The sequence below is a fragment of the Streptomyces sp. NPDC034103 genome (assembly GCF_055575395.1).
Map to the genome: position 1 here is coordinate 1 of NZ_JBVISS010000013.1, position 26,852 is coordinate 26,852.

The 26,852-nt window shown below is 72.0% G+C and carries 18 protein-coding genes and 2 pseudogenes; 9 read left to right on the forward strand and 11 right to left on the reverse strand.

Going from position 1 to position 26,852, the window contains the following annotated elements; translation table 11 throughout:
- Positions 1-428 precede the first annotated feature (428 nt).
- Both ACZ56U_RS28035 and ptsP read left to right on the forward strand, forming a co-directional pair.
- Complete coding sequence (locus ACZ56U_RS28035) at positions 429-878, forward strand: PTS sugar transporter subunit IIA (RefSeq protein ID WP_469086753.1); 450 nt, start codon at positions 429-431, stop codon at positions 876-878.
- A gap of 79 nt (positions 879-957) precedes the next feature.
- Positions 958-2,628, forward strand: a complete 1,671-nt coding sequence (ptsP, locus tag ACZ56U_RS28040) for a phosphoenolpyruvate--protein phosphotransferase (protein ID WP_469086982.1) — start codon at positions 958-960, stop codon at positions 2,626-2,628.
- A gap of 69 nt (positions 2,629-2,697) precedes the next feature.
- Here the strand turns inward: ptsP and ACZ56U_RS28045 are convergent, their stop codons facing one another.
- Both ACZ56U_RS28045 and ACZ56U_RS28050 read right to left on the reverse strand, forming a co-directional pair.
- Positions 2,698-3,591 (reverse strand): hypothetical protein, encoded by an 894-nt coding sequence (locus tag ACZ56U_RS28045; protein ID WP_469086754.1) that lies wholly within the window; start codon positions 3,589-3,591, stop codon positions 2,698-2,700.
- Between the two features lie 114 nt (positions 3,592-3,705).
- The gene (locus ACZ56U_RS28050; protein ID WP_469086755.1) at positions 3,706-5,673 is read right to left on the reverse strand and encodes an acetoacetate--CoA ligase; all 1,968 of its coding nucleotides are present in this window, start codon (positions 5,671-5,673) and stop codon (positions 3,706-3,708) included.
- Positions 5,674-6,072: 399 nt separating this feature from the next.
- Here ACZ56U_RS28050 and ACZ56U_RS28055 point away from each other — a divergent pair, with 399 nt between their 5' ends.
- The gene (locus ACZ56U_RS28055; RefSeq protein WP_469086756.1) at positions 6,073-8,439 is read left to right on the forward strand and encodes a glycoside hydrolase family 31 protein; all 2,367 of its coding nucleotides are present in this window, start codon (positions 6,073-6,075) and stop codon (positions 8,437-8,439) included.
- Position 8,440: 1 nt separating this feature from the next.
- Here the strand turns inward: ACZ56U_RS28055 and ACZ56U_RS28060 are convergent, their stop codons facing one another.
- Both ACZ56U_RS28060 and ACZ56U_RS28065 read right to left on the reverse strand, forming a co-directional pair.
- Positions 8,441-8,977, reverse strand: coding sequence for an NUDIX domain-containing protein (locus ACZ56U_RS28060; RefSeq protein ID WP_469086757.1), 537 nt, complete (start codon positions 8,975-8,977; stop codon positions 8,441-8,443).
- 47 nt (positions 8,978-9,024) lie between these two features.
- A complete protein-coding gene (locus tag ACZ56U_RS28065) occupies positions 9,025-9,834 on the reverse strand; it encodes a M15 family metallopeptidase (protein WP_469086758.1) in 810 nt (269 codons plus the stop codon).
- Positions 9,835-9,932: 98 nt separating this feature from the next.
- Between ACZ56U_RS28065 and ACZ56U_RS28070 the strand changes: the two genes are divergently transcribed.
- The 5 genes and pseudogenes from ACZ56U_RS28070 (at position 9,933) to glpK (ending at position 14,906) form a co-directional block, all read left to right on the forward strand.
- Positions 9,933-10,361, forward strand: a complete 429-nt coding sequence (locus ACZ56U_RS28070) for a Zn-ribbon domain-containing OB-fold protein (protein WP_469086983.1) — start codon at positions 9,933-9,935, stop codon at positions 10,359-10,361.
- Complete coding sequence (locus tag ACZ56U_RS28075; protein WP_469086759.1) at positions 10,358-11,548, forward strand: lipid-transfer protein; 1,191 nt, start codon at positions 10,358-10,360, stop codon at positions 11,546-11,548. Before ACZ56U_RS28070 ends, ACZ56U_RS28075 begins: the two co-directional genes overlap by 4 nt.
- A gap of 83 nt (positions 11,549-11,631) precedes the next feature.
- Positions 11,632-12,687, forward strand: a pseudogene (locus tag ACZ56U_RS28080) (GGDEF domain-containing protein); the annotation flags it as partial.
- 313 nt (positions 12,688-13,000) lie between these two features.
- Positions 13,001-13,372: pseudogene (locus ACZ56U_RS28085) on the forward strand (aquaporin).
- Between the two features lie 22 nt (positions 13,373-13,394).
- Positions 13,395-14,906 carry a glycerol kinase GlpK gene (glpK, locus tag ACZ56U_RS28090; RefSeq protein WP_469086760.1) on the forward strand — a complete coding sequence of 504 codons (1,512 nt, stop codon included), beginning with the start codon at positions 13,395-13,397 and terminating at the stop codon, positions 14,904-14,906.
- A 265-nt stretch (positions 14,907-15,171) separates the two neighbouring features.
- Here the strand turns inward: glpK and ACZ56U_RS28095 are convergent, their stop codons facing one another.
- From ACZ56U_RS28095 to ACZ56U_RS28115, 5 genes are all read right to left on the reverse strand, one after another.
- Positions 15,172-15,780, reverse strand: a complete 609-nt coding sequence (locus ACZ56U_RS28095; protein ID WP_469086761.1) for a GTP-binding protein — start codon at positions 15,778-15,780, stop codon at positions 15,172-15,174.
- Positions 15,761-16,093 carry a hypothetical protein gene (locus tag ACZ56U_RS28100; RefSeq protein ID WP_469086762.1) on the reverse strand — a complete coding sequence of 111 codons (333 nt, stop codon included), beginning with the start codon at positions 16,091-16,093 and terminating at the stop codon, positions 15,761-15,763. Before ACZ56U_RS28100 ends, ACZ56U_RS28095 begins: the two co-directional genes overlap by 20 nt.
- Before the next feature lie 219 nt (positions 16,094-16,312).
- Positions 16,313-16,708, reverse strand: a complete 396-nt coding sequence (locus ACZ56U_RS28105) for a DUF742 domain-containing protein (RefSeq protein ID WP_391241064.1) — start codon at positions 16,706-16,708, stop codon at positions 16,313-16,315.
- A gap of 9 nt (positions 16,709-16,717) precedes the next feature.
- Positions 16,718-17,152, reverse strand: a complete 435-nt coding sequence (locus ACZ56U_RS28110) for a roadblock/LC7 domain-containing protein (RefSeq protein ID WP_391241061.1) — start codon at positions 17,150-17,152, stop codon at positions 16,718-16,720.
- The gene (locus ACZ56U_RS28115) at positions 17,149-20,049 is read right to left on the reverse strand and encodes a sensor histidine kinase (RefSeq protein ID WP_469086763.1); all 2,901 of its coding nucleotides are present in this window, start codon (positions 20,047-20,049) and stop codon (positions 17,149-17,151) included. Before ACZ56U_RS28115 ends, ACZ56U_RS28110 begins: the two co-directional genes overlap by 4 nt.
- 413 nt (positions 20,050-20,462) lie before the next feature.
- On the opposite strand from ACZ56U_RS28115, the gene ACZ56U_RS28120 reads away from it, so the two are divergent.
- Entirely contained in the window at positions 20,463-21,014 is a 552-nt protein-coding gene (locus ACZ56U_RS28120; protein ID WP_469086764.1) for a hypothetical protein, read from the forward strand.
- 146 nt (positions 21,015-21,160) lie between these two features.
- On the opposite strand, the gene ACZ56U_RS28125 is transcribed toward ACZ56U_RS28120, so the two are convergent.
- Complete coding sequence (locus tag ACZ56U_RS28125) at positions 21,161-25,864, reverse strand: hypothetical protein (protein ID WP_469086765.1); 4,704 nt, start codon at positions 25,862-25,864, stop codon at positions 21,161-21,163.
- 48 nt (positions 25,865-25,912) lie between these two features.
- On the reverse strand, positions 25,913-26,785 hold the full coding sequence (locus tag ACZ56U_RS28130) for a hypothetical protein (protein WP_469086766.1): 873 nt from the start codon (positions 26,783-26,785) through the stop codon (positions 25,913-25,915).
- Between the last annotated feature and the right edge of the window lie 67 nt (positions 26,786-26,852).

Consider the following 26,852-nt stretch of genomic DNA (forward strand, 5'->3'; position numbering starts at 1 on the left):
ATCAACTAAATCTGGCGTTGATTTTTGGCACGCTGTTGAGTTCTCAAGGAACGGACGCTTCCTTTGTACTCACCCTCTCGGGCTTTCCTCCGGGCGCTTCCCTTCGTTGTTCCAAACTCTATCAGTGTTTTTCCGGCCCCCTGACCACTCTTCCGCGAGCATGCAGAAGGTGACCCCGAGATAGGATCTGACAAGTTTGGTTGCTGCTGAGCAAGGACGCTCGTGAGCGCCGCTCGTCCTCAAGCAGGGTTACGACTGTACACGCGGCCTCGGAGCACGTGCAAATCGACGGGACTGGTGGTCTAGACCACTACGCGGTATCTTCCATGCGGAACCGTCAGTTCATATGACATACGCTGCTCACAGTGCGCTGTCCAGGACAGGTAGTGACGGCGCACTTATCGATCTCCACCCCTGGGAGGCTTCCCATGACCACCGTGTCGTCCCCGCTTGCAGGACGCGCCATCGGACTGGCATCCGTGCCGGATCCGGTCTTCTCCGGGGCCATGGTCGGCCCGGGTACGGCGATCGACCCCGTGCGTGAGGCCTCCGAGGCCGTCGCGCCCGTGGACGGAGTCATCGTCTCGCTCCACCCGCACGCCTTCGTCGTGGTCGACGATGAGGGTCATGGCGTGCTCACTCACCTCGGTATCGACACCGTCCAGCTCAATGGTGAGGGTTTCGAGCTGCTGGTGAACAAGGGCGACACCGTGACGCGCGGCCAGGCCGTCGTCCGCTGGAACCCCGCCGCCGTCGAAGCGGCCGGCAAGTCCCCGGTCTGCCCGGTCGTGGCGCTCGAAGCCACGGCGGAGGCTCTCTCCGATCTGCGCGTCGACGGCGATGTGAAGGCCGGCGACAGTCTCTTCGCCTGGAAGTGACATCGACTCCGTCATAGGACGGCAAGTAGTGGCAACCACCGCGGCGGCGGGAGCCGCCGCACTATCGGAGACGGGTGAGATGGAGACAACGCTGCGAGGCGTCGGCGTGAGCCATGGTGTGGCGATCGGCGAGGTTCGGCACATGGGAACGGCGGTGCTCGAGCCGCCTGCCAAGCAGATTCCGGCCGAGGACGCGGAGCGTGAACAGGAGAACGCTCGTAAGGCAGTGGAAGCTGTGGCGGCCGACCTGATGGCGCGCGGCAATCTGGCCGGTGGTGAGGCGCAGGCGGTGCTCGAGGCGCAGGCCTTGATGGCCCAGGACCCCGAGTTGATGGCCGATGTGGATCGGCGCATCGCCGTCGGCAGCACGGCCGAGCGGGCTGTGTACGACGCGTTCGCCGCGTACCGCGAGCTGCTGGCGGGTGCCGGTGAGTACCTCGCCGGACGCGTCGCGGACCTCGACGACGTGCGGAATCGCATCGTCGCTCGTCTGCTCGGGGTGCCCATGCCGGGCATTCCGGACAGTGACGAGCCGTACGTCTTGGTGGCGCGTGACCTCGCGCCCGCTGACACGGCTCTGCTGGACCCCACTCTGGTGCTCGGTTTCGTGACCGAGGAGGGCGGGCCGACCAGCCACAGCGCGATCCTGGCCCGGGCCCTCGGCGTGCCGGCCGTGGTGGCGCTCCCGGGTGCCGGTGAACTCGCCGAAGGCACCGTGATCGCGGTGGACGGCAGCACCGGTGACATCTTCGTGAACCCGAGCGAGGAGAAGAAGGCGCAGCTGGAGGCCGCGGCCGCCGAGCGCAAGGCCGCGCTCTCCGCGTCGACCGGGCCGGGCGCCACGGCCGACGGCCACAAGGTGCCGCTGCTCGCGAACGTCGGTGGTCCGGCGGACGTTCCGGCCGCCGTCGAGGCGGGCGCGGAGGGTGTCGGTCTCTTCCGCACCGAGTTCCTCTTCCTCGACGACAGCAAGAACGCTCCGTCGGAGGAGAAGCAGGTCGAGGCCTACCGTCAGGTTCTCGAGGCCTTCCCCGAAGGTCGTGTCGTCGTTCGTGTACTGGACGCGGGTGCGGACAAACCGCTCGACTTCCTCACGCCGTCCGACGAGCCGAACCCGGCCCTGGGTGTCCGTGGTCTGCGGACGCTGCTCGACCATCCCGAGGTTATGCGTACACAGCTGACGGCGCTGGCGAAGGCGGCGGAGGGGCTGCCGGTCTACCTCGAGGTCATGGCTCCGATGGTCGCCGACCGCACTGACGCCAAGGCGTTCGCTGACGCCTGTCGTGAAGCGGGACTCCGGGCGAAGTTCGGCGCGATGGTGGAGATTCCGTCGGCCGCGCTGCGGGCGCGCTCGATTCTCCAGGAGGTCGAGTTCCTGTCGCTGGGGACGAATGACCTGGCCCAGTACACCTTCGCCGCGGACCGTCAGGTGGGTGCGGTGTCCCGTCTTCAGGATCCTTGGCAGCCCGCGCTGCTCGACCTCGTCGCGCTGTCCGCCGAGGCGGCGAAGGCCGAGGGCAAGAGCTGCGGTGTCTGCGGCGAGGCCGCGTCGGACCCGCTGCTGGCCTGTGTGCTGACGGGTCTGGGGATCACCTCGCTCTCCATGGGGGCCGCGTCGATTCCTTATGTGCGGTCGACGCTGGCGAAGTACACGCTGGCTCAGTGCGAGCGCGCCGCGGCGGCCGCTCGTGCGGCGGACAGTGCCGATGACGCGCGCGCCGCTGCCCAGGCGGTGCTGTCCGGCGAGTAGTCCGGCTGTCGCGGTCGCCGGTGTTTCCTGAGGGGCGCTCCACCTGTGGGTGGGGCGCCCCTCTGGTGTTCAGTGGTGGTGTCCGGGTGTCGGGCCGGCCGGTCCGAGGTCGGGCGGCACGCAGTAGTCGACGCCGGATTCCGGTGAGACGAGGTCTCCGGACTCGACGTCGGTGCAGTACGCGTCGAAGACCTCACCGGCGGTCAGGGGTTCGAGGCCGTCTCCGCGCAGTCGCCAGCCGTAGACGCGGTCCGTGGTTCCGGGGGCGCTGGTGCGCATGACGAGGCCGCCGGGGGTCTGGGTCGCGAGGCCGAGGGCCAGGACCGTGGTGAACTCGAGCGCTTCGGCTTCGTCGAGTTCTGTGGTGCCGTCAGCGGCGATGTCGGCGTGGAGGACCGAGGTGAGCGTCTCCGGGTTGGCCGTGACGCTGCAGACGAGGTGTCGGTTGCCTGGGTGCGCCGTGTCGAGGATGCGGACGAGGAGGGCCGAGGCGCGCACGAAGGCGGCTCGGCCGATGTCCTCACCGCAGGAGGCGCAGGCGCCGAGGCGGGCCAGGAGTGTGGAGGCGTACTCCCAGGTGGCCTGGCGCACCGCTTCGTCGATGAGGGCGGGGACGAGTTCCGCCAGGGGGCGTCCGTCGTACGGGATGGTCGGGCCCGTGGCGGCGAGTTCGGCGGTGAAGCGGGTGCGGCTGGACGGGATGTCGGGTTCGAGGCCGGTGTCGGCGCAGTAGTCGGCGTACTCCTGTGGGTCGAAGAGGGCGACTGTGGTGTGCGTGCCTTGGGATGCGCGGGTCTTGAGGAGGGCCTCCACCTGTTGGAGATAGAGCGTGTGGTCGTCGAAGGTGAAGCTGCGGTAGCGCCGCATGGCTCGGAAGTCGTGCTCGTCGGTGAGCAGGCCGATGGTGCCGGCGATTTCGCGGCGCAGGACGCGTCGCATGGTCTGGTGGTCGGTGTGCGCCATGTTTCCCCCTGAGCGCTGTCGATCAATGCTCACTCACAGTAACCGGCGGCACTGACAACGGGGGTCTGGCGGGGTGACTGCCGCCGCCGGCCAAGGGGTCGGCGGCGGTGTCGGTCAGGCGCGCTTGCGGGCGAGGTCCTCGTAGAAGTGGAGGAGGTCGAGGTTGTCGATGGACCCCGGGTTGACGGCCTTGTCGAGGGGGGTGCCCTGGAGGATGCGTTTGACGGGGACCTCGATGCGCTTGCCGGTGAGGGTGTGGGGGATGCCGGGGACCTCGATGATCTCGTCGGGGATGTGGCGCGGGGAGAGTTGCTCGCGGATGGTCCGCTTGATGCGGTCGAGGAGGGGTGTGTCGAGGGTGGCCCCGGGCGCGAGGTGGACGAAGAGGGGCATCCAGTAGCCGCCGTCGGGCTGTTCGATGCCGATGACGAGGGATTCCTTGATCTCGGGGAGTCGCTCCACGGCTTCGTAGATGTCGGCCGAACCCATGCGTACGCCCTGTCGGTTGAGCGTCGAGTCGGAGCGGCCGTGGATGACGACGGAGCCTCGGGAGGTGACGGTGATCCAGTCGCCGTGGCGCCACACGCCGGGGTAGGTGTCGAAGTAGCTGTCGTGGTAGCGGCTGCCGTCGGGGTCGTTCCAGAAGTGGATCGGCATCGACGGCATGGGGTTGGTGACCACGAGCTCGCCGACCTCGTCGACGAGGGGGTCGCCGCTGGGGTCCCAGGACTGGAGGTCGGTGCCGAGGCCGGGGGCCTGGAGTTCGCCGATGTGCACGGGGAGGGTGGGCACGGCTCCGGCGAAGCAGGAGCAGACGTCGGTGCCGCCGCTGACCGAGGCGATCCAGAGGTCGTCGCGGACCTCGTCGTGGAGCCAGCGGAAGCCGTCGGGCGGCAGCGGGGAGCCGGTGGTGGCCACGCACCGCACCGCGGAGAGGTCGAAGTCGCGTCCGGGGTGCACGTCCGCCTTTCGGCAGGCCATGACGTACGCGGCCGAGGTGCCGTAGAGGGTGGCCCCGGTGCGTTCGGCGATCCGCCATTGGGCGCCGGTGTCCGGGTAGCCGGGGCTGCCGTCGTAGAGGACGATCGTCGTGCCGGTGAGGAGGCCGGAGACGAGGAAGTTCCACATCATCCAGCCGGTCGAGGTGTACCAGAAGAAGCGGTCCTCGGGGCCGAGGTCACAGTGCAGGCCGAGTTGCTTGAGGTGCTCGACGAGGATGCCGCCCTGGGACTGGACGATGGCCTTGGGCAGGCCGGTCGTGCCGGAGGAGTAGAGCACCCACAGGGGGTGGTCGAAGGGCACCTGTTCGAAGACGGGTGCCACGTCGCCGCTGGTCAGGGCCGACCATTCCAGGGCGCCTTCCGGGGCGTCGGTGCCGAGGACGGGGATGTGGACGACGGCGCGCAGGGTGGGCAGTTCGCGGCGGAGTTCGGTCACGATGTCCCGCCGGTCGTGCTCCTTGCCGCCGTAGCGGTATCCGTCGACGGTGAACAGGACTACGGGTTCGACCTGCTGGAAGCGGTCGAGGACGCTGCGGGCGCCGAAGTCGGGGGCGCACGAGGTCCACACTCCGCCGACGGCCGCGGTGGCCAGGAGGGCGACGACGGCCTGCGGGATGTTGGGCAGGTAGCCGCTGACGCGGTCTCCGGGGCGTACGCCCAGGGCGCGCAGTTCGGCGGCGAGGGAGCCGACCTGGCGGTTCAGTTCGGACCAGGTGACGGGGCGTGGTTCGTGGGTCTCGTCGACGTGCAGGAGGGCCGGTTGGTCCGCGCGGGTCGTGGCCGCGCGCAGGGCGTGTTCGGCGTAGTTGAGGGTCGCCCCGGGGAACCACTGGGCCCCGGGCATCGAGCGGTCGCCCAGCACGCGCGCGTAGGGGGTCGAGAACCGTACGTCGAACCATTGCGTGACGGCTTGCCAGAAGGTGTCCAGCTCGTCGACGGACCAGCGGTGCAGGGCCGGGTAGCCGCCGTCGGCGGGGGCGCCGTGGTGCTCGGCTGCCCAGGCCTGGAACCTGGTGACCTGCGCCTGTGCGATGCGCTCGGGATCTGGCTGCCAGAGCGGCTGGGGGTTCTCGGTCGACATGGGGCGGCTCCCGGACTGTGCGCGTCGTGTGCGTCTTCCGCGCACGGGCTGGGGTGTGCGCGCGACGCGGATGACACGGACGATGCCATGTGATCGACATCCACACCAGGGTGCGCCCCACATAGTCCGTGTCGTGAAGATGTGGACCAGATCCACCATCTCGGCACGTCAGCGGCTGTGCGAGTGGGCCTGCGCGCTCCCCTGCCGTAGACGCCAGGGGGCCGATGGTCCTCGCGTCCGCTCACCTGATCGGCGGCTAAGCTGCCTGGCTTGGATCACCTGCACCGTACAAGGCGCTCTCGACACCGTGGACCGTGTCGTGAAGATGTGGGCCCGGCATGGGTGAACGGCAGTTGAACGACACGCGCGCGTGCGGCGGTCAGTGGCAGGGTGAGCAGCATGAACGGTCGTGACCTGGTGCGTTCGATAAAGGCGGTCGGTTCGGTGGGGGCGGCTCAGGGGTTGCGTTCCGTACGGGCCGCATGGCGTGCGCGGCGTGCCGACGCCGCCGGGTTGCCGCCGCGGGGGGCCGAGCGGGCCCGGGTGCCCGGACCGGTGCGGGAGGTGGAGCCGGGGCCCGGAGGCGGGGTGATCCGGTTCAGCCGTTCCGAGCTGCGGATCATCGTCGCGGTGAACGGGGCTGTCTTCTGGGGCTGGGACGGGGCCGGTCCCGAGCCGTCGTACGCCTTGGCGGGACGCTGCCCGGAGGCCGATCCGCGGGCGGTGCTGGAGCCGGACAAGGACGGCGGCTGGCGGGTGGTGGCCGAGCGGGCCACGGTCGTGGTCTCGCGGCACGGCGGGATCGAGGTGCGGACGCCCGGTGGGGTGACCGTGCGGCGGGACATGCCGCCGCGCTGGTGGGAGCCGGTCGACGGTGAAGGCGCGCGCTGGATGCAACGGTCCGAAGTACCCGCGGACGCGCGGTTCTTCGGGCTCGGCGGGCGGGCTTCCGGGCCCCGGCTGCGGGACGGTGCGTACCGGCTGTGGAACGCCGATCCCGGCAGGCCCTTCGGCCGCTCGGACGATCCGCTGTACCTCACCATGCCGGTGCTGCTCGTGGTGTCCGACGCGGCCACGCATCTGGCGTTCCACGACACCTCCTGGGACGGCGCGGTGACCTTGCGGGAGGGCGAGGAGGGTGCCGGGTCCGGGCACGACCGGCCCGGGACGTGCGAACTGCGGATGACCGGCGGCCCGTTGCGCTGCTGGGTGATGGTGGGGACCCCCGCGCGCGTGCTGCTCGCCTGGGCCTCGCTCACCGGTGCCCCGGCGCTGCCGCCGGCGTGGGCACTGGGGCATCACCACGCGCGGTGGGGGTTCGGGAGCGAACAGGAGGTGCGGCGGATCGTCGCGGGCTATCAGGAGCGCGGACTGCCGCTGGACGCCGTCCATCTGGACATCGACCACTACGACGAGCACCAGGTGTTCACGGTCGACCAGGAGCGTTTCCCCAAGCTGCCGCAGCTCGCCGAGGAACTGCGGCGGGACGGGGTCCGTCTGGTGTCCATCGTCGACCCGGCGGTCAAGGCCGAGCCGGGCAACGCCGTGTTCGACAGCGGTGCCGCCGCGGACGCGTTCGTGAAGGACAGTTCCGGACGGCTGGTGCGCGGGGTGGTCTGGCCCGGGGAGGCGGTCTTCCCGGACTTCACGCACGCGCGTGCGCGTGAGTGGTGGGGCAGCCTCTACGAGGAACGGCTCGCGCAGGGCTTCTCGGGGTTCTGGCACGACATGAACGAGCCCACCTCGTTCGCCGCCTTCGGGGAGTCGACCCTGCCGCGTTCGGCCCGGCACGAGCTGGACGGGCAGGGCGGTGACCATCGCGAGGCGCACAACGTGTACGCGCTGTGCATGGCCCGCGCGGGATACGAAGGGCTGCGGGAACTGGAGCCCAAGGAACGGCCGTTCGTGTTCTCGCGCTCCGGGTGGGCCGGTATGCAGCGCTACGGCGGCACGTGGTCCGGTGACGTCGCCACGGGCTGGCCGGGGCTGCGGGCGTCGCTCTCTCTGGTGCTGGGGCTCGGGCTGTGCGGGGTGCCCTACTCGGGCCCGGACATCGGCGGCTACGACGGGTCTCCGTCACCGGAGCTGTATCTGCGCTGGTTCCAACTGGGCTCGTATCTACCGCTGTTCCGTACGCACTCGGGGCAGCGGGCCGGGCGCCGGGAGCCCTGGGAGTTCGGTCCCGATGTGCTGGAGCACGCGCGCGTGGCGCTCGTGGACCGCCAAAGGCTGCTGCCGTACTTCATGACGCTGGCGCACCTGTCGAGGCGGACGGGCGCCCCGTACGTGCGGCCGCTGTGGTGGGGGGCGCCCGAGGATCGGGCCCTGCGGGACTGTGAGGATGCCTTCCTGCTGGGCGACTCCCTGCTGGTGGCACCGGTGCTCGATCCGGGGGCGGACCGGCGTGCGGTGCAGCTGCCGAGGGGGCGCTGGTACGACACGGTCACGGAACGCGCGTACCAGGGGCCGGGGCAGATTCTCGTGGAGGCGCCCTTGTCCCGGATTCCGGTGCTGGCGCGCGCGGGTGCCGTCCTCCCGGTGCGTGGGGAGGACGGCGGGCTGGAGCTGGAGGTGTGGGCGCCGGCCCGGGGGCGGACCGGCGGCGGGCTGGTCGTGCCCGACGAGGGGGACGGCTGGGACGAGCAGGAGATAGAGCGCTACGTGGCGCGTTGGCGGGGCCGGCACGTGGTCGTGCAGCGGGAGGGTGAGGACGGCGTGAGCGCGCCGCCTCACCGGGTGCGTGTGCGGGGGGCCGGGGAGCTTTAGGTCAGACGTACCGGCCCTCGAACCAGGCCCGTACGGCATGTGTGTGCAGCGGGAAGGCGAGCTCCTCGGGCCTGCGCAGCAGGTGCCAGCCCTCGGTCTCGTCCGTCGCGGCCGGGACGGGCAGGCTGTCGGCCGGGCGCTCGGGAAGCGATCCGAAGAGCAGGAGGTGGCCGTCGGGCGAGCTCATGGCGTCGACGAGGCGCACGTCGCGGCTCGCCGCGTCGATGCCCGTCTCCTCCTTGAGTTCACGGACGACGGCCTGGCGCCAGTCCTCCCGGTCGTCGATGTACCCGCCGGGCAGGGCGATGCCCCCGCGTGCGGGAGCGATGGTTCGGGTGATGACGACAAGGGCGGCGCCTTTGGTGTCGTACACCGGCTGGAGTGCCACCGCGACGGGCAGCGGGTTGCGGTAGGCCACGGTGGTGCAGGCGGAGCAGGTGCGGGGCCAGCCGGAGACGCCCTCTCCGTAGGGCGCTCCGCAGCTCGAACAGTGGGAGTCGGGCGCGGAGTTGGGGGCGGAGGATTGAGTTTCGGACACGCGGCGGACTGTATCCGATCATAGGAAGGGCGTCTTCCGGGGGCCGCTCAGTGTGTGCCGGTGAGGGACTTCCAGGACACCGGGAAGTCGAAGAAGGTGTCCGGGTAGGGCTCCGGCTTGTACGTGAAGTGCCACCACTCCTCGGCCAGGTTCACGAACCCGAGGCCCTCCAGCGTGCTCTTGAGCAGCAGCCGGTTGGCACGCTGTGCGCCCTGGACGCGCGGGTCGAGGGTGTGGGAGAGGGTGTCGAAGCAGTCGTAGCCGGTGCCCATGTCGACGGAGTTGTCGGGGAATCGCTCGTCCTGGGGTGCGTAGCAGGGGACGAGGGTCTCGCCGGGGTGGTACGGCCGGGTCGGCTTCGCGGGGAGCTTCACGAGGGTGAGGTCCATCGTCGAGCCGCGGCTGTGGCCGGACTTCTCGGCGATGTAACCGTCCGCGAAGAGCCGGGTCTTGTCGACGTTCGGGTAGAACTCACCCTTCATGGCCTGGTCGTCGAGGTCCTTGGCCCAGCGGACGAAGTGGTCGACGGCGCGCTGCGGGCGGTAGCAGTCGTAGACCTTGAGGCTGTAGCCCTGCGGGAGCAGCTTGCGCTGGGCCCGGTGGAGGGCTTCGGCGGCGGGCCTGGTGAGGATGCACAGGGGCTGGCGGTAGCCGTCGATGCGTTCGCCCACGAAGTTGTGCGGGGTGAAGTAGCGGATCTCCTGGATGATCACGGGATCCACGCTTCTCAGCGCCACGAAGTCGGCGGGCGCCTTGGGTTCGGGCGTCGCGCGGGCGGTGGTCGCGGCGGCTGTCAGGGCCAGCAGGGCGGCGAGGGTGGTCGCCAGGGCGCGTACGGCGCCGGGGAGTCGTGTCATGCCTCTGCCTCTGCCCATCTCCGGTTCACCGTGACACACTTCTGACGTTCCGTCAGATTCTGTGCCTGGGAGGAACGGTGTCACGTGCACGTACGCCCGTGGTGGCGGGTTGGTTCGCCGGTGAGGGGGACGACTTCCGGCTCCTCGGCACCCGCTGTTCGGTCTGCGCCTCGACCTTCTTCCCCCGCGAGGACGTCCACTGCCGCAATCCCGGATGTCCCGGGGGCACGCTGGAGGAGGTCCCCCTGTCGCGGCGCGGTCGGGTGTGGTCCTACACGGACAGCCGGTACCGACCTCCGTCACCCTATGTGACCGATCCGGAACTTCCGTGGGAGCCGTGCACGTTGATCGCTGTGGAGCTCGAAGCCGAGCGGATCGTGGTGCTGGGACAGGGGGTCGTGGGGCTCACCGTCGCCGATCTGGCGGTGGGCATGGAGGTGGAGGTCGTTCCCGGTGTGCTCCACGAGGACGCGGAGACGGTGTGGACGACCTGGCAGTGGCGGCCGATGAGGGGGGTGACGGCATGACGGGTGAGGTGGCGGTGCTCGGCGCGGGCATGCACAGGTGGGGCAAGTGGGGGCGCGGCTTCACCGAGTACGGGGTGGCGGCGGCGCGCGCGGCGCTCGCCGATGCCGGGGTGGACTGGCGGGACGTCGGCTCGATCGTCGGGGCGGGCACGGTGCGTGGCGGGTATCCGGGGTTCGTGGCCGGGGCGACCTTCGCGAAGGCGCTGGGGTGGCAGGGGGCCCGCGTCACGAGCGTGTACGCGGCGTGCGCGTCCGGGGCGCAGGCCGTCAACACCGCGCGGGCACAGATCCTTTCGGGCCTGGCGGACGTCGTGCTCGTGGTGGGCGCCGATGCCGCGCCCAAGGGGTTCTTCCGGCCGGCGGGCGGTGATCGTCCCGACGACCCGGACTGGCTCCGGTTCCGTGTCCTCGGAGCCACCAATCCCACGTACTTCGGGCTGTACGCGCGCAGGCGGATGGCCGTGCACGGCGACACGGCCGAGGATTTCGCACAGGTCAAGGTGAAGAACGCGGCCATGGGGGCGCTGAATCCGTACGCGCGCTACCGCAAGCGGGTCACCGCCGAGGAGGTCGCCGCGTCGACGGTGGTCGCCGATCCCCTGCGGTTGCTCGACATCTGCGCGACCTCGGACGGCGGGGCCGCCCTGGTGCTGTCCAGCATGGAGTTCGCGCGACGACAGGGGGCGGCCGAGCCGGTGCGGATCCGCGCGGTGTCGACGGTGACACCGCGCTATCCCAACACCGTGCTGGATCTGCCGGACATCGCCACGGACTCCGCCGCGGCGGTGGATCCAAGCGAGGTGACGTTCCGGGAGTCCATCGGCCGCGCCGCCTACGAGGAGGCGGGAGTCGGACCCGAGGACCTCTCCCTCGCCGAGGTCTACGACCTGTCCACCGCCCTGGAGTTGCAGTGGTACGAGGACCTCGGGCTGTGCGGCGCGGGTGAGGGGGCGAAGCTGCTGCGGGAGGGCGCGACGGCTCTCGGCGGGCGCACACCGGTGAACGTGAGCGGCGGGCTGGCGTCCTTCGGGGAGGCCGTGCCCGCGCAGGCCATTGCCCAAGTGTGCGAGCTGACATGGCAGTTGAGGGGCACGGCGGGTGCCCGGCAGGTGACCGGGGCACGGGTGGGGGTGTCGGCGAACCAGGGGCTGTTCGGGCATGGGTCGGCGGTGGTCGTGGTGAGGTGAGAGGCGGCGGGACCAGCCCTTTTGCAGGGCGAGCTCACGTCGCCGACACCCTCGCCGACCTGGGCGGGCTCACGCCGTTGCAGGAGCTGGCCCAGGGCAACCTGTTCGCGCCCCCGGCGAGGCTTCCGGCCGCAGACGTGTACGTGCCGCCCCGCTCCCCCACCGTCGTGGCGCCGCCGCGGTCGGGCCCGTCGGTACGGGAGTTCGTACGGCCCGCCGCCCTGTTGCCCGCCACCGCGTCCGCCGGCCGGGTCCGGGCGCTGCTGACCGGGGCGCCGGAGGTCTCCGGAGTGCTGCTCGTGGACGGGCACGGGGTCCCGGTGCGGGCGGTGCACCGCGCCCGTTTCCTGCTGTCGATGTCGGGACGCTACGGCCACGCCCTGTACGCCGACCGGCCCGCCGCCAAGCTGGGCGATCCACCGCGCACGGTGGGTGTCGACGCCACCGCGTGGGAGGTGCTGGACGTGGTGGCGACCGGCGTCCGCGACCGCACCACGGACGACGTGGCCGTCGTGGACCGGCACGGGCGGTGCGTGGGGATCGTACGCCTCGCCGATCTCGTACGGGCGCTGGCAGAGAGCCGGGTCGAGGAGGCGGCCGGGCTCAATCCGCTGACGCGGCTGCCGGGTTCGGACGCGATCACGGGTGAGGCGGACCGGTGGATCGCGGACGGGCGGACGTTCGCGCTCAGTTGGCTGGACGTGGACCACTTCAAGCAGGTCAACGACAGTGCCGGTTTCGCGGCGGGCGACGAGTTGATCCGCTCCGTGGGGCGCGTGTTGCAGCGGGCCGCGTCGGGCGGCGCGCGCGTGGGGCACATCGGCGGTGACGACTTCCTGGTGCTGGCCGATCCGGACGGACTCGGGGCGCCGGCCGCCTCGGTGCTGGACACGCGCTGGTGGGCCGGGGGACAGCCGGTGTCGTTGTCCCTGGCCACGGTGGTGTGCGCGCCGGGCAGCGTCACGGATCACCGGCAGGCGGCGGCCTGTCTGGCGCCTCTGAAGAAGGCCGCGAAGGCGATCCGGGGGGCGAGTTGGGTGCTGGGACGAGCGGGGTTGCCCGGGTACGAGGTCCGGCGCGGTACGGAGGTCGTCGCCGCGGCGGCGGGGTTCGGGGCGGCGGGGCCGGGCCGGGGCTGAGCCGTGTGCCGCGGTGGGTTCCGCGTGTCCAACCGTTGCCGTCCGCGTCCTTGACGCCCCCTGGACACCGGTGAACACTTCCGGTGTCAGTCGACATCGTCGTACATTCTCGGCGTATCCACGCACTGCGCCGCGTGGGCTCCCCCATGCCCAAGGCCTGTTCCGCCATGGACGATTCGGCTGCGACGGCACGCTCGTCACGGATGCCGGGCGGGGCGCGGGTCTCCCTGCCCTCGGCTGACGTCGCCATGGGAAACGCACCCTGCACGGAGGACCGGAGTCGATCGCCCCGGGCCAGGGCCTAGGAGCCGCCATGAGCAACGGAGACGTATTCCTCGGGGAGATCATCGGCACCGCCATCCTGATCCCCTTCGGCGCGGGACTGGTCGGCGCCGTCGTCCTGAACTACTCCAAGGCGAAGGACGCGGGCTGGGTGGTGATCGCGTTCGGGTGGGGCTTCGGCCGTGCTCGCCGGGGCCTACACGGCCGCGCCGCTGTCCGGTGGCCACCTCAGCCCACAGGATACGCCGTCAACCCGGCCCGCGACCTGGGCCCGCGCATCACCCACGCCGTGCTCCCGATCCCTAACAAGGGCACCCCGCACTCGGGTTACGCGTGGATCCCGGTGGTGGGACCGCTGATCGGCGGGGCTCTGTCCGGGGTCATCTTCAACGCAGCGTTCTGAAGCATCCGACGAAGGGGACGTCATGACGGACAAGTTCGTCGCCGCGATCGACCAGGGCACCACCTCCAGCCGATGCATCGTCTTCAACCAGGACGGCGGCATCGTCGCCGTGGACCAGCGCGAACACCGGCAGATCTTCCCCAAGCCGGGCTGGGTGGAGCACGACGCCACCGAGATCTGGTCCAAGGTGCAGGCGGTGGTGGCCGGGGCGATCGCCAAGGCCGGGCTGCGCGCCGACCAGTTGAGCGCGCTCGGCATCACCAACCAGCGGGAGACGGCGGTCCTGTGGGACCGCGCCACCGGCAAACCCGTGCACAACGCGATCGTGTGGCAGGACACCCGTACCGCGGCGCTGACCCACCAGCTCGGCGGCTCCGACGGCCAGGACCGCTTCCGCGAGCAGACCGGACTGCCGCTGGCCACCTACTTCTCCGGTCCGAAGGCGGCCTGGCTGCTCGACAACGTGCCGGGGCTGCGCGCGCGGGCCGAGAACGGCGAGATCGCGTTCGGGACCATCGACTCCTGGCTGATCTGGAACCTCACCGGCGGCACGGACGGCGGCCGGCACGTCACCGACGTGACCAACGCCGGACGCACCATGCTGATGAACCTCGAGACCCTCCAGTGGGACCAGTCCATCCTCGCCGCCATGAACATCCCCGAGGCCGTCCTGCCCGAGATCAGGTCCTCCGCCGAGGTGTACGGCACCGCTGTTGGCCAACTCGCCGGTGTGCCGGTCGCGTCGGCGCTGGGCGACCAGCAGGCGGCGGTGTTCGGGCAGGCCTGCTACGACGTGGGCACGGCGAAGAACACGTACGGCACGGGCAGCTTCCTGCTGCTCAACACGGGCAACCGGCCGGTGTCCTCGAAGAGCGGGCTGTTGACGACGATGGGCTACAAGATCGGTAGTGAGGCGCCGGTCTACTGCCTGGAGGGCTCCATCGCCATCACGGGCGCGCTCGTCCAGTGGTTCCGCGACCAACTCGGCATCATCCGCACCGCCGACGAGATCGAACCGCTGGCGGCGAGCGTCGAGGACAACGGCGGCGCCTACATCGTGCCCGCGTTCTCCGGCCTGTTCGCGCCCTACTGGCGCTCCGACGCGCGTGGGGTCGTCACCGGGCTCACGCGGTACGTCACGAAGGCACATCTCGCGCGCGCGGTGCTGGAGGCGACGAGCTGGCAGACGCGGGAGGTCGTGGACGCCATGTTCCAGGACTCCGGGGTCCGGATCACCACCTTGAAGGTCGACGGCGGCATGACCAAGAACAACCTGCTGATGCAGCACCAGGCGGACGTGCTCGACGTGCCGGTGGTCCGTCCCATGGTCTCCGAGACGACCTGCCTCGGCGCCGCCTACGCCGCGGGGCTCGCCACGGGCGTGTGGAACGACCTCGACGAGCTGAAGTCGCACTGGCGGAAGGACGTCGAGTGGACGCCCGGAATGGAGGCCTCGGTCCGCGACCGCGAGTACCACAACTGGCGCAAGGCCGTGGAGAAGAGCTTCGGCTGGCAGGAGGACGAGGAGAACTGACGGCACGCACGCGTGGGCGCTGACCGCTCGTGTCCGGCGCGGCGGGCGGGGGGCGGCACGTACGCGTGTGCGCTGGCCGCTCGTATCCGCGCGGTGGGCGGGGAGGACGGACGCGTCGGCGCGGCGTTGGGCCCTCGTATCCGCGCGGCGGGCGGGGCGGCACTGGCGGCACGCGCGCGTGGGCGCTGAACAGCCGTACGCGCGCGTGGCGTTCGAGAACGCGGCCCGTACCCCGGTCGGCGGGGGTACGGGCCGTCCCCGTGGGTCAGGTCGTGACGACGGTCCGGCGGCGCTCCGACGCGTAGTCCATCGCGTGCCGGACCACTGCGACGAGGACGTCCTTGGCCGACCGGCGCTCGCGGGCGTCACACAGCAGCAGGGGCACGCCCTCGTCCAGGTCGAGCGCCTGGCGGACGTCCTCGACGGGGTAACGCGCCGATCCCTCGAAGCAGTTGACGCCCACGACGAACGGGATGGAACGTCGCTCGAAGTAGTCCACGGCGGCGAAGCAGTCCTCCAGACGGCGGGTGTCGGCGAGCACGACGGCACCGAGGGCGCCCTCGGACAGCTCGTCCCACATGAACCAGAACCGTTCCTGGCCGGGCGTGCCGAACAGGTAGAGCACCAGGTCCTCGCGGAGCGTGATACGGCCGAAGTCCATGGCCACGGTGGTGGTGCTCTTGCTCTCCACGCCCCGTAGGTCGTCGACCGGGCGCCCCGCCTCGGTGAGCAGCTCCTCGGTGCGCAGCGGCCTGATCTCGCTGACCGCGCCCACGAGCGTGGTCTTGCCCACGCCGAAGCCGCCGGCCACCAGGATCTTGAACGTGACGGGCTCGACCGGGGGCTTGCCGCGCTCAGAACGCCCGAAGATCATCGGTCTCTTCTCCTGCTGAGTGGGTGGGGGTGGGGCGGCGACAGGCCGTGGCCTGCGCCGCCGGGGGTCTCGACGTCGGGTACGTCGCCGGGGCCGCGACCGCGAGGGTGCCGCCGAGTCCGGTGACGGTGGCGCCGGTGGGGCGGGCGAAGACGCCGGGGCGGTTCCGGTGGGGGACGCGCGGGGCGTCGGCGCGGCGCGCGGGACGGTCGCGGAGCGGTTGGTGCGTGCGGAGCCGGCCGTGCGCGCGGCGCGCGATGACGTCGATGAGGGTGCCGCCCCGGTCGCCCCGGGACTGTCGGCCTGTCGTCACGTCCGTCTCCCCGATCGCGCTGTTCGGCACCGTATCCCCAGAGTGGCGGCCGACCGTCTGCGGATGGTCGTCGACGATCAGTCAGATCATATCGGGAGTGCGGTGGTGACACGCGATCCGCTCGGGTGGAGGGGCGGGTGTGGGACCACGTCCCCCGAGGCCGCCGCTGAGCGGCTCGCGGCGCCGGGGAACGGCCGCCTCGGTGGGCGGGGTACTGGGTCAGAGCGCCCGGAGGCCGTTGATCACGTCGCGCAGGATGCTCTCGTCCGGCAGCTCGGCGGGCGGCACCGGTCGGTTCACGTGGACGAACTCCGCGTCCACGAGGTCGCCCACGAGAACCCGTACCACGCCGATGGGCAGGTCGAGTTCGGAGGACAGCTCTGCGACCGACTGCGGGGCCTCACGGCACAGGTCGACGATGTCCACGTGCTCCGGGGAGAGCGTGTGGTCGCCTTCCGGGTCGTCCGCCTGGGCCTCCGCGACGACCACCGCGATGAGGTCGAGGCGGTGCTGGGCCGCACTGGTGGTGCGGCCGCGCGTCATGGCGTACGGACGGACGACCGGTCCGGCCTCGTCGTCGAACCAGTGGCTTCTTCCCTGACCGTCTGTGCTCATGTCATCCCACTACCCGCCTTGAGGCAGATCGGTGCGCGGAGCGGAGGCCAGATGTACGCCGACCCGCTTGACGAGGAGCGTCATCTCGTACGCGACCAGGCCGACGTCGGAGTCGGCGTCCGAGAGGACCGCGAGGCAGCTGCCGTCGCCGGCGGCTGTCACGAACAGGAAGGCGTCGTCGAGTTCGACGACCGTCTGCCGGACGTTGCCCGCCTCGAAGTGGCGGCCCACCCCCTTGGCGAGGCTGTGGAAGCCGGACGCGACGGCGGCGAGGTGCTCGCCGTCCTCCCTGGTCAGGTCCTTGGAAACCCCCGTCGCCAGTCCGTCGCCGGAGAGCACGACGGCCTTGCGGATGCTTGCGACGCGGTCGACCAGGTCGTCCAGGAGCCAGTTCAGCTCGCCGGAGTTGTTCGTGGTGTGGCCGGTCGCCTTCGGTGCGGTCATCGACCGTCCCCCTTAGTTCCTCGTGGTGCTGTGCCGCTCTGGGTGTCTTCGCCCGCGGCGTCGTTCTCCGCACGACCACGCTGCCAGCCGCGCTGGAGCGATGCCATACGGCTGCGTACCTGGTCGGCGTCCCGCTCCTCGACCTCCGTGTCGTCGTCGGTACGGCGTGCGGCCGGGCCTTGTTTCAACTGCGGGGCCAGGTTCGCCTGGCGAACGCGGCGGGGCAGTGGCGCGGTGTCCCGCGCCGCGGAGCCGCGTCCGGCCCGCTGGGGCGTGGCGGTGGCCCCGGGCTCCGGCGCCCCGTGGTGCGAGCCGCCGCGCCGGTCTGCGGCGCCGGCACCGTTCGACGGCGCCGCGAGGTCACCTGGAGCCGTCCGCGAGGGCTCTCCCGCGCCGCTCGACGCGATCTCGGCCCGCCGGGTGCGCCTGGGGAGCAACGGAGCACCGGGCGCCCCACCGGGTTCGCGGCCCGCCGGGGTGTCGGTGCGCTGCTCGTCCAGCCGGTCGGCGACGCCGGTGGCGCGGCGCTGCGGCCCCGTCGCGCGACGGCGGGCGGGCAGCGGCGGCCCCTGCTGGAGCGAGCGGCCGGGGCCCGTCGGGGCCTCCTCGTCGGCCTCGTCGCGCTGCCCGGTCACCGGGCGGCCGTGCGAGCTGACCAGCTTCGGGGTGTGGCGGCGGGGCAGCGGCACCGGGGCGTTCAGGTCGCTGTCGGGGTGCTGGCGGGATTCCCCGCCCTGGGGGTCGTCGGCGCGGACCAGGGAGCGGCGGGGGCGGAACAGCCCGCCGCGTTCGCTGTCCTCGTCGTCGAGTACGCCGGGGAAGTCGTCGATGGCGTCCAGGTCGACGGGGGCCTCCAGCTCCACGGGACCGTCCAGGAGCCCACCCGTCAGACCGGGCAGCTGCACCGGCACGTGGGCCGACTGGGCGCGGCGGGCCTCCTCCAGCTCGGCCTCCTTGGAGGGCTGGGGACGGTCCAGGCGGAAGCCGATGCCGTTGGTGTCCGGGACGTCGTCGGTCAGGAGGGTGTTCGGGATGAACACCACGGCTGTCGTGCCGCCGTACGGCGACGGCTGGAGCGAGACGCGGACGTTCTGCCGCTGGGCGAGCCGGCTGACCACGAACAGGCCCAGCCGGTCGGTGTCGGACAGCTCGAACTCCGGTGTCTCGGCGAGCCGGAGGTTGGCGTCCAGGAGGGCGTCGGCCGCCATCCCGAGGCCGCGGTCGTGGATCTCCAGCGTGAAGCCGTTGGCGACACGCTCGCCGAGTACCTGCACGGCGGTGTGCGGCGGGGAGAACACCGTGGCGTTCTCCAGGAGTTCGGCGACGAGATGGGTGAGGTCCGCGACGGCGGGGCCGGTGACGGCGACCCGCGGCAGGCGGCGGACCTCGATGCGCTCGTAGTCCTCGACCTCGGCGACGGCCGCGCGTACGACGTCCATGAGCTGGACGGGCTTGCGCCACTGCCGGGAGGGGGCGGCGCCGGAGAGGATCACCAGGCCCTCGGCGTGCCGGCGCATTCGGGTGGTCAGGTGGTCGAGGCGGAAGAGGTCGGCGAGTTCGTCGGTGTCCTCGGTCCGGCGCTCCATGGTGTCGAGCAGGGTGAGCTGCTTGTGCAGGAGCACCTGGCTGCGGCGGGCGAGGTTCACGAAGACCTCGGAGACGCCGGCGCGCAGTTCGGCCTGCTTGACGGCGGCCTCGACGGCGGCGCGCTGGAGGGTGTTGAGCGCCTGGCCGACCTCACCCATCTCGTTCTTGTCGTACTCCAGGCGCGGGACCTCGGTCTCCACGTCGACCTGTTCGCCCGCGGAGAGCCGGCGCATGACGCTGGGGAGCCGGACGCCGGACGCCTCGTGGGCGTCCAGGCGCAGCTGCCGCAGGTCGCGGATGAGACCGCGGCCGACACGCACGGAGAGGAAGATCGAGAAGAGCAGGGCGAGCAGACCGAGGACGCCGGCGACGGCCGCCTTGACGATGACGTCCATCGCCACCGGCTGCACCCGGTCCTGATAGCGGTCGGCCGCCTGGTCGTCGAGGGTGGCGAGCTCGTCCAGCACGCTGGCCGCGGTGGCGTCCCAGCTCTTGGCGCTGATGAACCGGGGCGCGCCGGGGTCGGAGTCGACGACGATCTTCTCGGCGGAGCGCAGGGACGCGGTGGAGGCGTTCTTCCAGAACAGGTCGTAGCGCTCGCGCTCCGCCGCGGGCAGCACCGGCAGGCTGACGTCGTACAGCACGGTGCGCTGTGCGATCAGGTCGGAGACCTCACGGATCTCGTCATGGGTGAGCTTGCCGACCACGAGGGCGGAGCCCAGCAGGGCGTCCTCGCGGGAGAGGAGTTCGCGGGCGCGGTTGATGTTGACGAGGGCGCGGGACTGCTTGTCCATCTCCACGCTGTCCACCCCGTCCAGGGAGGCCAGCAGGGCGTAGCAGGGGTCCACCAGGCGGTTGTAGCGCTCGATGGCCTGGGCGCGGTTCACCGCGCCCTCCTCGACGCTGCGGCGCAGGGACTTGACGCCGCCGAAGGCGTCCAGGACGGCGGTCAGGCGTAGCTCGTCGTCCTGGTCCATCCCGTCGCGGATATCGGGGTCCTTGGCGTTCTCGCGGACCTTGGCGATGGCGTCGTCGGTGCCGGTGCGGGTCTCCCGGAGCGCGGCGAGCGCGTCCGAGGCCCGTGGGTCGGCGAGGTAGACGAGGGTCTGACGGCGTTCCTGCTGAAGGACGCGGACGACGTCCTCGGTCGGGTAGCCGAGGTCCTCGACGACCGTCGACACGTGGAACAGCTGGGCGACCGCCCGTCCCGTGAGTACCGTGGCGAAGCCCCAGATCGCGGCGAGGGACACCAGCGGCACGAGAAGCAGCGCCACGATCTTCCGGCGGATCGACTTCCCGCGAAAGCGCATGGCCTCCCCCAGCTCGACCCCCGTCGGCAGGGGGTACACATGTGCGTCAACAAACGGCGCGAGCCTACTACCGTCGCACAGTTAACTCGAAGACCCGTCCGGAGGCCGAACTTCCGCACCGGCGGCACGAGATGGGGAGTTGTCCGGGCATTGCGGGAGATGCCGCCCTGAACCCACCTCGACGACTCCTATGGATTCGGTCGGTTCTGCTGGTCAGTTGGCCAGAATTTTTCGTTCTCGGGAATCTTCGAAGCGTGTCGTTCGTCCTTCTCTTCGGGAAATGGGGGCGGAATCGGCCACACGAGCCGCATCCCACATCCGGGCAGCGTAAAACAGCGCAAGCCGGGCACCCACAGGGGAGCCGTGCGTTCGACACGGGCAGTGGTCTGCTGGCGGTGGGGAGTGACACGTTGATGGGCACGGCGGAGCGGCGCGAGGCGCCCGTGGGCGGCGCCGCGGCGCACCTGAGGGTGCGGCGGGGTCCGGAGGCACTGGATCGCGACATTCCAGAGCGCGCAGGCGGGCCCGGGTCCGGGACCGCGGAGCAGGCCACAGCGGAAGAGCGGTTCGACTACCGGCCGTTGTGGGTCGAGGAGGTGGCGCCGCGGCGCCGGATGCCCGATCCGGTGCGCCGGTCGGCGGTGCGTGCGGTCCTGATCATCGCGGTGACGCTGATACAGGCGATGGTGGCGTTCCTGTGCACCATGGCCGGATCCTGGCTGGCGTTCCCGATGGTCCTCAGCAGCGTGGCGAGCACCGTGGTGGCGACCTGGGGCGCGCTGGACGTCTGGGTGACCCGCCAGGTGTGGAACCAGCGCAACGGCGTGGTGTCGGCCCCGAGCAGCACCGCCCGGGCGCTGCGGCGCGAGCGGCGCAAGGCCCGCCGTCACGCGCGGATCGTCGCGCGGCCCCAGGGGCGGATACGGCAGCACCGGAGCGGTGCGGGGCGGCTGTCGCACTCCTGAGGGCGGCGGCCGTGCTCCTGCCGGGACCGACGCGCTCTTGAGGGGCGCAGACGCGGTCCAGGCAGGGGTCCTGGAAGCGCCGGCACCCCTTCTCGTCGGCCCGGCAGCCTCCCTCGGGAAACCACCGGGTCAACGCACGGGCTCCCTCAGGAAGTCGGCGCCGGGCGCTTGAACATCCGGGTCGCCGTGATCTCGCTGTGCCCCGCCTCCTCCGACTGCGCCTGCTGGGGCAGTCCCGGACGCAGGTGCTCCTCCACGCTGATGTACTTCAGGCCCGCCCTGAGGTCGGCGTCGTTGCGCAACCGGATGACCAGCGGGAACTCCGCGAGCGCGGTCGTGTCGAACAACCCCGTGGTGTAGAGGAGCTGGACGCCCAGAGCGTCCGACACCGCCCGCTGGAGCTCCAGCAGATAGGTCGCGTTGGCGCGTCCGATGGGGTTGTCCAGGAACAGCGTGCCCGCGTGCCGGTGCTTGTCCCGGCCCCGGTCGTTCGACCGCAGCGCGGCCATGGTGCAGTACAGCGCGATGGCGGCCGTGAGCAACTGGCCGCCGGAGAAGACGTCGCCCATCTGCCCGACCGGCACCCGCTCGGCCCGCAGCACGGCGTCCGGCTTGAGGATCTCGACCGCGACGCCCTTGGGCTCGAGCGCCGCCCCGACCCCGCGCAGCAGCAAGGACATGCCATCCCTTCGCAGGTCGGAGTTCTTCTTCACCGCCGCCCGGGTCGCCTCGTCGATGACCACGCCGAGCCGCTCGGTCAGGATGGCCTGGTCGGGCTCCTCGAAACGGATCCGCAGGAACTCCTGCCCGGACCACTCGCCGAGTCCCTCGGGCAGCCGGGACAGCCGCTGAGCGGACCGCAGGGTCGCGAGCGCCGACTCCACGAGCCCGCGCAGCCGGTCCACAATCGAGTCCCGGTTCCGCTCCAGCTGCGCCAACTCGTCGGTGAGGACCCGCAGTCGGGGCGCGAAGGCGTCCGCCCACTTCTGGGCGTGCTCCGGCAGCGCGGACGCGGGCAGTTCACGGATCTGCTGGCGCGCGGGGGTGCGAACCTGCTCGTAGCGCGTGGAGTTGGCATGGCGTACGAGGATGTCACTCGCCTCGCGCACGGCACCCTCGGCGGCGGACAGGTCGGCGGCGCAGCCTCGCAGCGAGCGGCGGGCCTCGGCGGCGGACTGCCGGGCCTCCTCCAGGTTGCCCGGGTAGGGCTCCGGCTCCTCCTGGTCGTCCTCCAGGGCGTGCTCGCGCAGCAGGTCCCGGAGCATCGCGGCGATCTCGTCGAAGCCGCCGGCCGCGTCCTCGGCGGCGCGGTGGGCCTCCAGCAGCTCGGCGTGCGCCTCCCTGGCCTGGGTCAACGCCTCGGTGCGGGCGGCGAGTTCGGCGGTCGCCGTGCGCAGCAGCGCCTGTGCGTGCTCGGCGTCACGGGGCTCCAGCTCCTCGGACAGCTCGGTGTGCGCCGCGCCGTCCTCGGGCGCGTGCCGCTCGGCCTCGCCGCGCAGTCGGCCGAGGTGTTCGCTCGCGGTGGACATCCGGGTCTCCAGGAGCTGCACCAGCTCCTCGGCGCGGGCGGCGGCGGCCTGCCGGGACGGTCCGTCGGAACCGTCGGGCGACTGGAGCAGCTGTGCCGCGCGCGTGCGGACCTTGTTGCTCAGTCGGTCCAGCTCGGCCAGCGACGCGCTCTCGTCGCTCTCGGCACGGGCCTGCTCGGCGCGCAGGTCAGCACCGACACCGACCTTCTCGTAGAGCTGTGAGGCGGCCCGGTAGGCCTCCCGCAGGGCGGGCAGCGACGCCTTGGGGTCTGCGGCATCGCTCTCCGGTACGTCGTCGGGGGCGCCCGCGATCTCGGCGCGCTCGGCACGCAGCGCACGCGCGGTGCGGCGGGCGTCGTCGGCGGCGCGCTGGGCGGCGCGCCGGTCCTCGTCGGCGGCGCGGGCGCGCTCCAGGCAGGTCTGGGCGCGGGCCTCCGACTCGGCGGCCTCGTCGGCGAGTTCACGCAGCTTGACCTGCCAGCCGGCCCGTTCGCGCAGCCGGAAGGCGAGGCCCGCGAGGGCGTCGGCGGCACGCCGGGCCTTCTGCGCGGCCTCCTGACGCTCGTCGCGCACCTGGGCGGCCTCCGCGGCGGCCTCGTCCGCCTCGGCCCGCACGGTCCGCGCCTCGGCGAGCTCCGCCTCGGCCTCCTCGGCGAACACGCGCGTGTCGTGCGCGCTCTGCGCCAGCTCGACCAGCCGCCCGGCCGGGCAGCCGGTGCGCCAGGAGGCGAGCCGCGCGGCCAGCTCCCGGTCCTTGCCGAGCCGGGCCGCGAGCGAACGGATCTCCTCGTCCCGCTCGGTGGCCCGCGCGCGCAGCGCCTGGCGTTCCTCGTCGGCGGCGTGCTCGTCGTGCATGGCCGGGTTCGGCGGTACGAGGAAGACGGCCTCGCTCGCGGAGTCGGCGGCCGGGGTCGGGGCGAGCAGGGCGGCGGCCGTACCGACGGCGACGGCGGACCGCGGCAGCAGGGCGGCTTCGTTGAGCGCCTCGCGGGCACGCGCGTGCGTCTCGGGGTCGGTGATGATCACGCCGTCCACGAGCTCGGGCCGGGCGGCCAGCACGCGCGCGTGGTCGGCGGGGTCGACGGCCTGGGCGAGGTAGCGCCAGCCGGGCAGTGCCGGGATGCCGTGCTCGCCGAGGTACTCCACGGTGGCCAGCACGTCCGGGCCGGGCGGCAGCAGTCCGCCGTCACCGAGGGCGCCGAGGATGCGGGAGTCGTCGGCGGCGGCGGTGCGCAGCTCGAAGAGGTGGCGTTCGGCGGAGGAGACGGCGTCCTCGAGCAGCTCGCGCAACTCGTCGGCGAACCGGTCGAGTTCCTCGGGGGTGAGGGCGCCGTCCACGGCTCCCACGCCGTCGTCCCCGACCGGGGCGCCCCCGACGGAGGTGCCCTTCTGCCCGCCCGGGGCATCGTCGCGTCCGCCGGGACCGTCGGCCCCCGCCCGGGGCTCGGGCACTCCCGCGCGCCTGGTGCCGGACGCGCCGGTCAGGCTGAGCAGCTCCGCAAGGCGCGGCTCGGCCGCCAGCGCCTCGGCGAGCCGCTTCTCCGCCTCGTAGGACCGTGCCGCGGCCGCGGCCGCGTCCGCCGCGCGTGCCGCCGTGAGTTCGGCACGGGACTCGGCGGAGCCCGCCTCGCGCGCGTGCTCGGAGGCCCGGCGCGCGGCCTCCCGCGCAGTGTCCCAGGCGGCCACGGTCGTCTTCTCGGCGTCGCTGGCGGCCAGGGCGGCCCGTGCCGGGTCGGCGTCGGGCGCGCTGTCGTCGAGCCAGCCGGCCCGCACCGCCTCGGCGGTCTCCTGCTCCACCTCGGTGAGCCGCTGCCGCAGATGCCCGACCTCGCTGCGGGCGCGCTGCGCCTCGGTGGCGGCGGCGGTGGAGTCCCGGTGCGCGGTCTCACCGGTCTCCTGCAGCGCGGCGGACCGCTCCTCCTCCTTGTTGGCGAGGGTCTCGGCACTCTCCGCGGCCGCGTGCAGGGCTCGGACGAGGTCGACGGCGGCCTTGGCGCGGGCGGCCAGCGCGGGTGCCGCGTCCCGCTCGGCCTCCTGGATCGCCACCGACACGCGCGCGACGCGGTCGGCGGCCGCGCGGTGCCGCAGCACGGCTTCCGCGGCCTGCCAGGCCGAGTGCAACGTACGGGCCTCGGCGAGTTCGCGTTTCTGTGCGGCGGCGGACTTCTCGGCCGCGGCGAGCGCCAACGAGGCGTGTCGGAAGGCGAGTTCGGCGGCTACCAGCGCGCTGCGCTCCCGTGCGCCCTCGGCATGCGTGACCGCGTACGCGGCGGCGGTGACCCGCTGGGCGAGGTCGGCGGCCCGCACCCGTTCCCGGGAGCCGCGCGCGGAGAGCCTGCGGGCCAGGGTCCTCGTACGGCGTTCGGCGCCGGTGTGGATGTCCCGCGCGCGGGAGCGTGCCTCGGCGGCCTCGACGATCCGTCCGAGCAGATCGACGGAGCCTGCCGTGAAGTCCCGTTCCGCGATCAGCTCGGCGCGGCGGCCCAGCTTGTTGCCGAAGCCGCTGACCAGGTCGGCGAGTCCGTCGGTGTCCCGGGTGTCGGTCACGGCCCGCAGCAGCAGGTCGGTGAAGTCGGAGTCCTTCTTGACCGCGAAGAGACCGGCGGCCTCTCCCTCGTCCGCGTTCATCTCCCGCTGGTAGCGGAAGAGTTCGGGGTCGAGACCGAGGTCCCCGAGGTGCTCGATCCAACGGTCGTGGATCTCCTCCCAGTGCACCTCCAGGTGCGGATACGCCTTGCCCGCCTCGGTGATGGCGTCCCGGAAGCCCTTCATGGTGCGCCGGCGACCCTGCGCCCCGGAGACCCCCTCGACGGTCGACCGCACGGAGGTGGACTCGGCGACGGGCAGGTTGTCCAGGGACAGCCCGGGGCCGGGCCGGAAGGAGTACCAGGCCTCGGCGAACTTCCGCGGGTCGTTGGAGACCTGCCGCCCCCGCCACTCGCTCACCTTGCCGACGACCACGCACTCGCCGGTCAGGGTGTGCTGCCACTCCAGCGCGACATGGCCGCAGTCGTCGGCGAGCAGGAACTTGCGCAGCACGCCGGAGCTGGCGCCGCCGAGGGTGTTGCGGTGGCCGGGCAGCATCACGGAGAAGATCAGCTTCAGCAGTACGGACTTGCCGCCGCCGTTCTCCAGGAAGAGCACGCCCGCGGGCGCGGGCCGGCGCGGCGGGCCGACCGGCTCGTCCTCGAAGAACTCCGCCTGGGTGGGTGCGGGGTCGGGCACTTCCGCGCCGACGCCGCGCAGGTCAAGCACGGTGTCGGCGTAGCGCGCACCGGCGGGACCGATGGAGTAGAGGCGGACCCGGGACAGCTCGTACATGGCGGACTCTCGTAAGTCTTCGGCAGGTGGGGGGAGTTCAGAGGGAGTTCAGGAGTGGAACGGCAGCCCGGCGTCGGCCACCAGCTCCTCGGTTTCCTCGGCGGGCAGCAGCGTCGGGGTGCCGTCGGTGACGGGGACCACGCCCAGTTCCAGCAGTTCGGCCATGGCGGCACTGCCGGCCATGTCGCGGACCTGGAGCTGGTAGCGGGCCGTCGTCCGGTAGGTGCCGCCGTTCTCGTCGCCGGTGCGCTGGAGGAAGCCGGAGTCGGTGAGGAAGGCCACGGCCTTGCCGACGATGCCGGTCGTGGAGCCGGCGAGTCTGCGCGCGTCCTTCGTGGCGCCCGTCGCACTGCGTCTGACCCAGATCCGCCAGGCGGCCTCCAGCCCGGGCGCGTCGGTGGCCGGGTCGGTGTTCTCGCCCGTCTCCTCGGCCCGCTCCCCCAGCCGTCGGCAGGCCTGCCGTACGAAGGCGTCGACGCCGTTGACGCTGACCCGGCCGATGTAGGCGTCGTCCGCGAGGTCCTCCGGACGCGGGAACGCCATGGCGGCGACGGCGAGGTGGGCCAGTCCGTGCAGGAACCGGTCACCGCCGTCGGCGGAGGTGCGGCGCGCGTAGTCGCCCATCCGCACGGCGAACACGGAGTCCTCGGCGGCGGTCACGGCCATCCCCGCGCGCGGGGAGACCTCCAGCACGACCAGTCCGAGCCCGGCGGCGACCGCGTCGGCGAGCCGCGCGAACGCCGGGTCCTCGCGATAGCGGCGCAGCAGCTCGGTGTACTCCTGGTCCCGCGCGGGCTGGAGCTTGGGTTGCAGCCCGAAGGCGACGAGCCGCGCCGCGTCTGCGGCGTCGGCGGGCGTGACGGCGGCGGGCACCGGCGCGGGTCCGGCTTCCGGCTCGCTCCACTCGACGTGCTCGGTCACGGTCGGTCTCCCTGCTGCCCTGTCACTTGCCTCATGCCGCCACCGTCCCGGTCACGGCCGCTCCCTG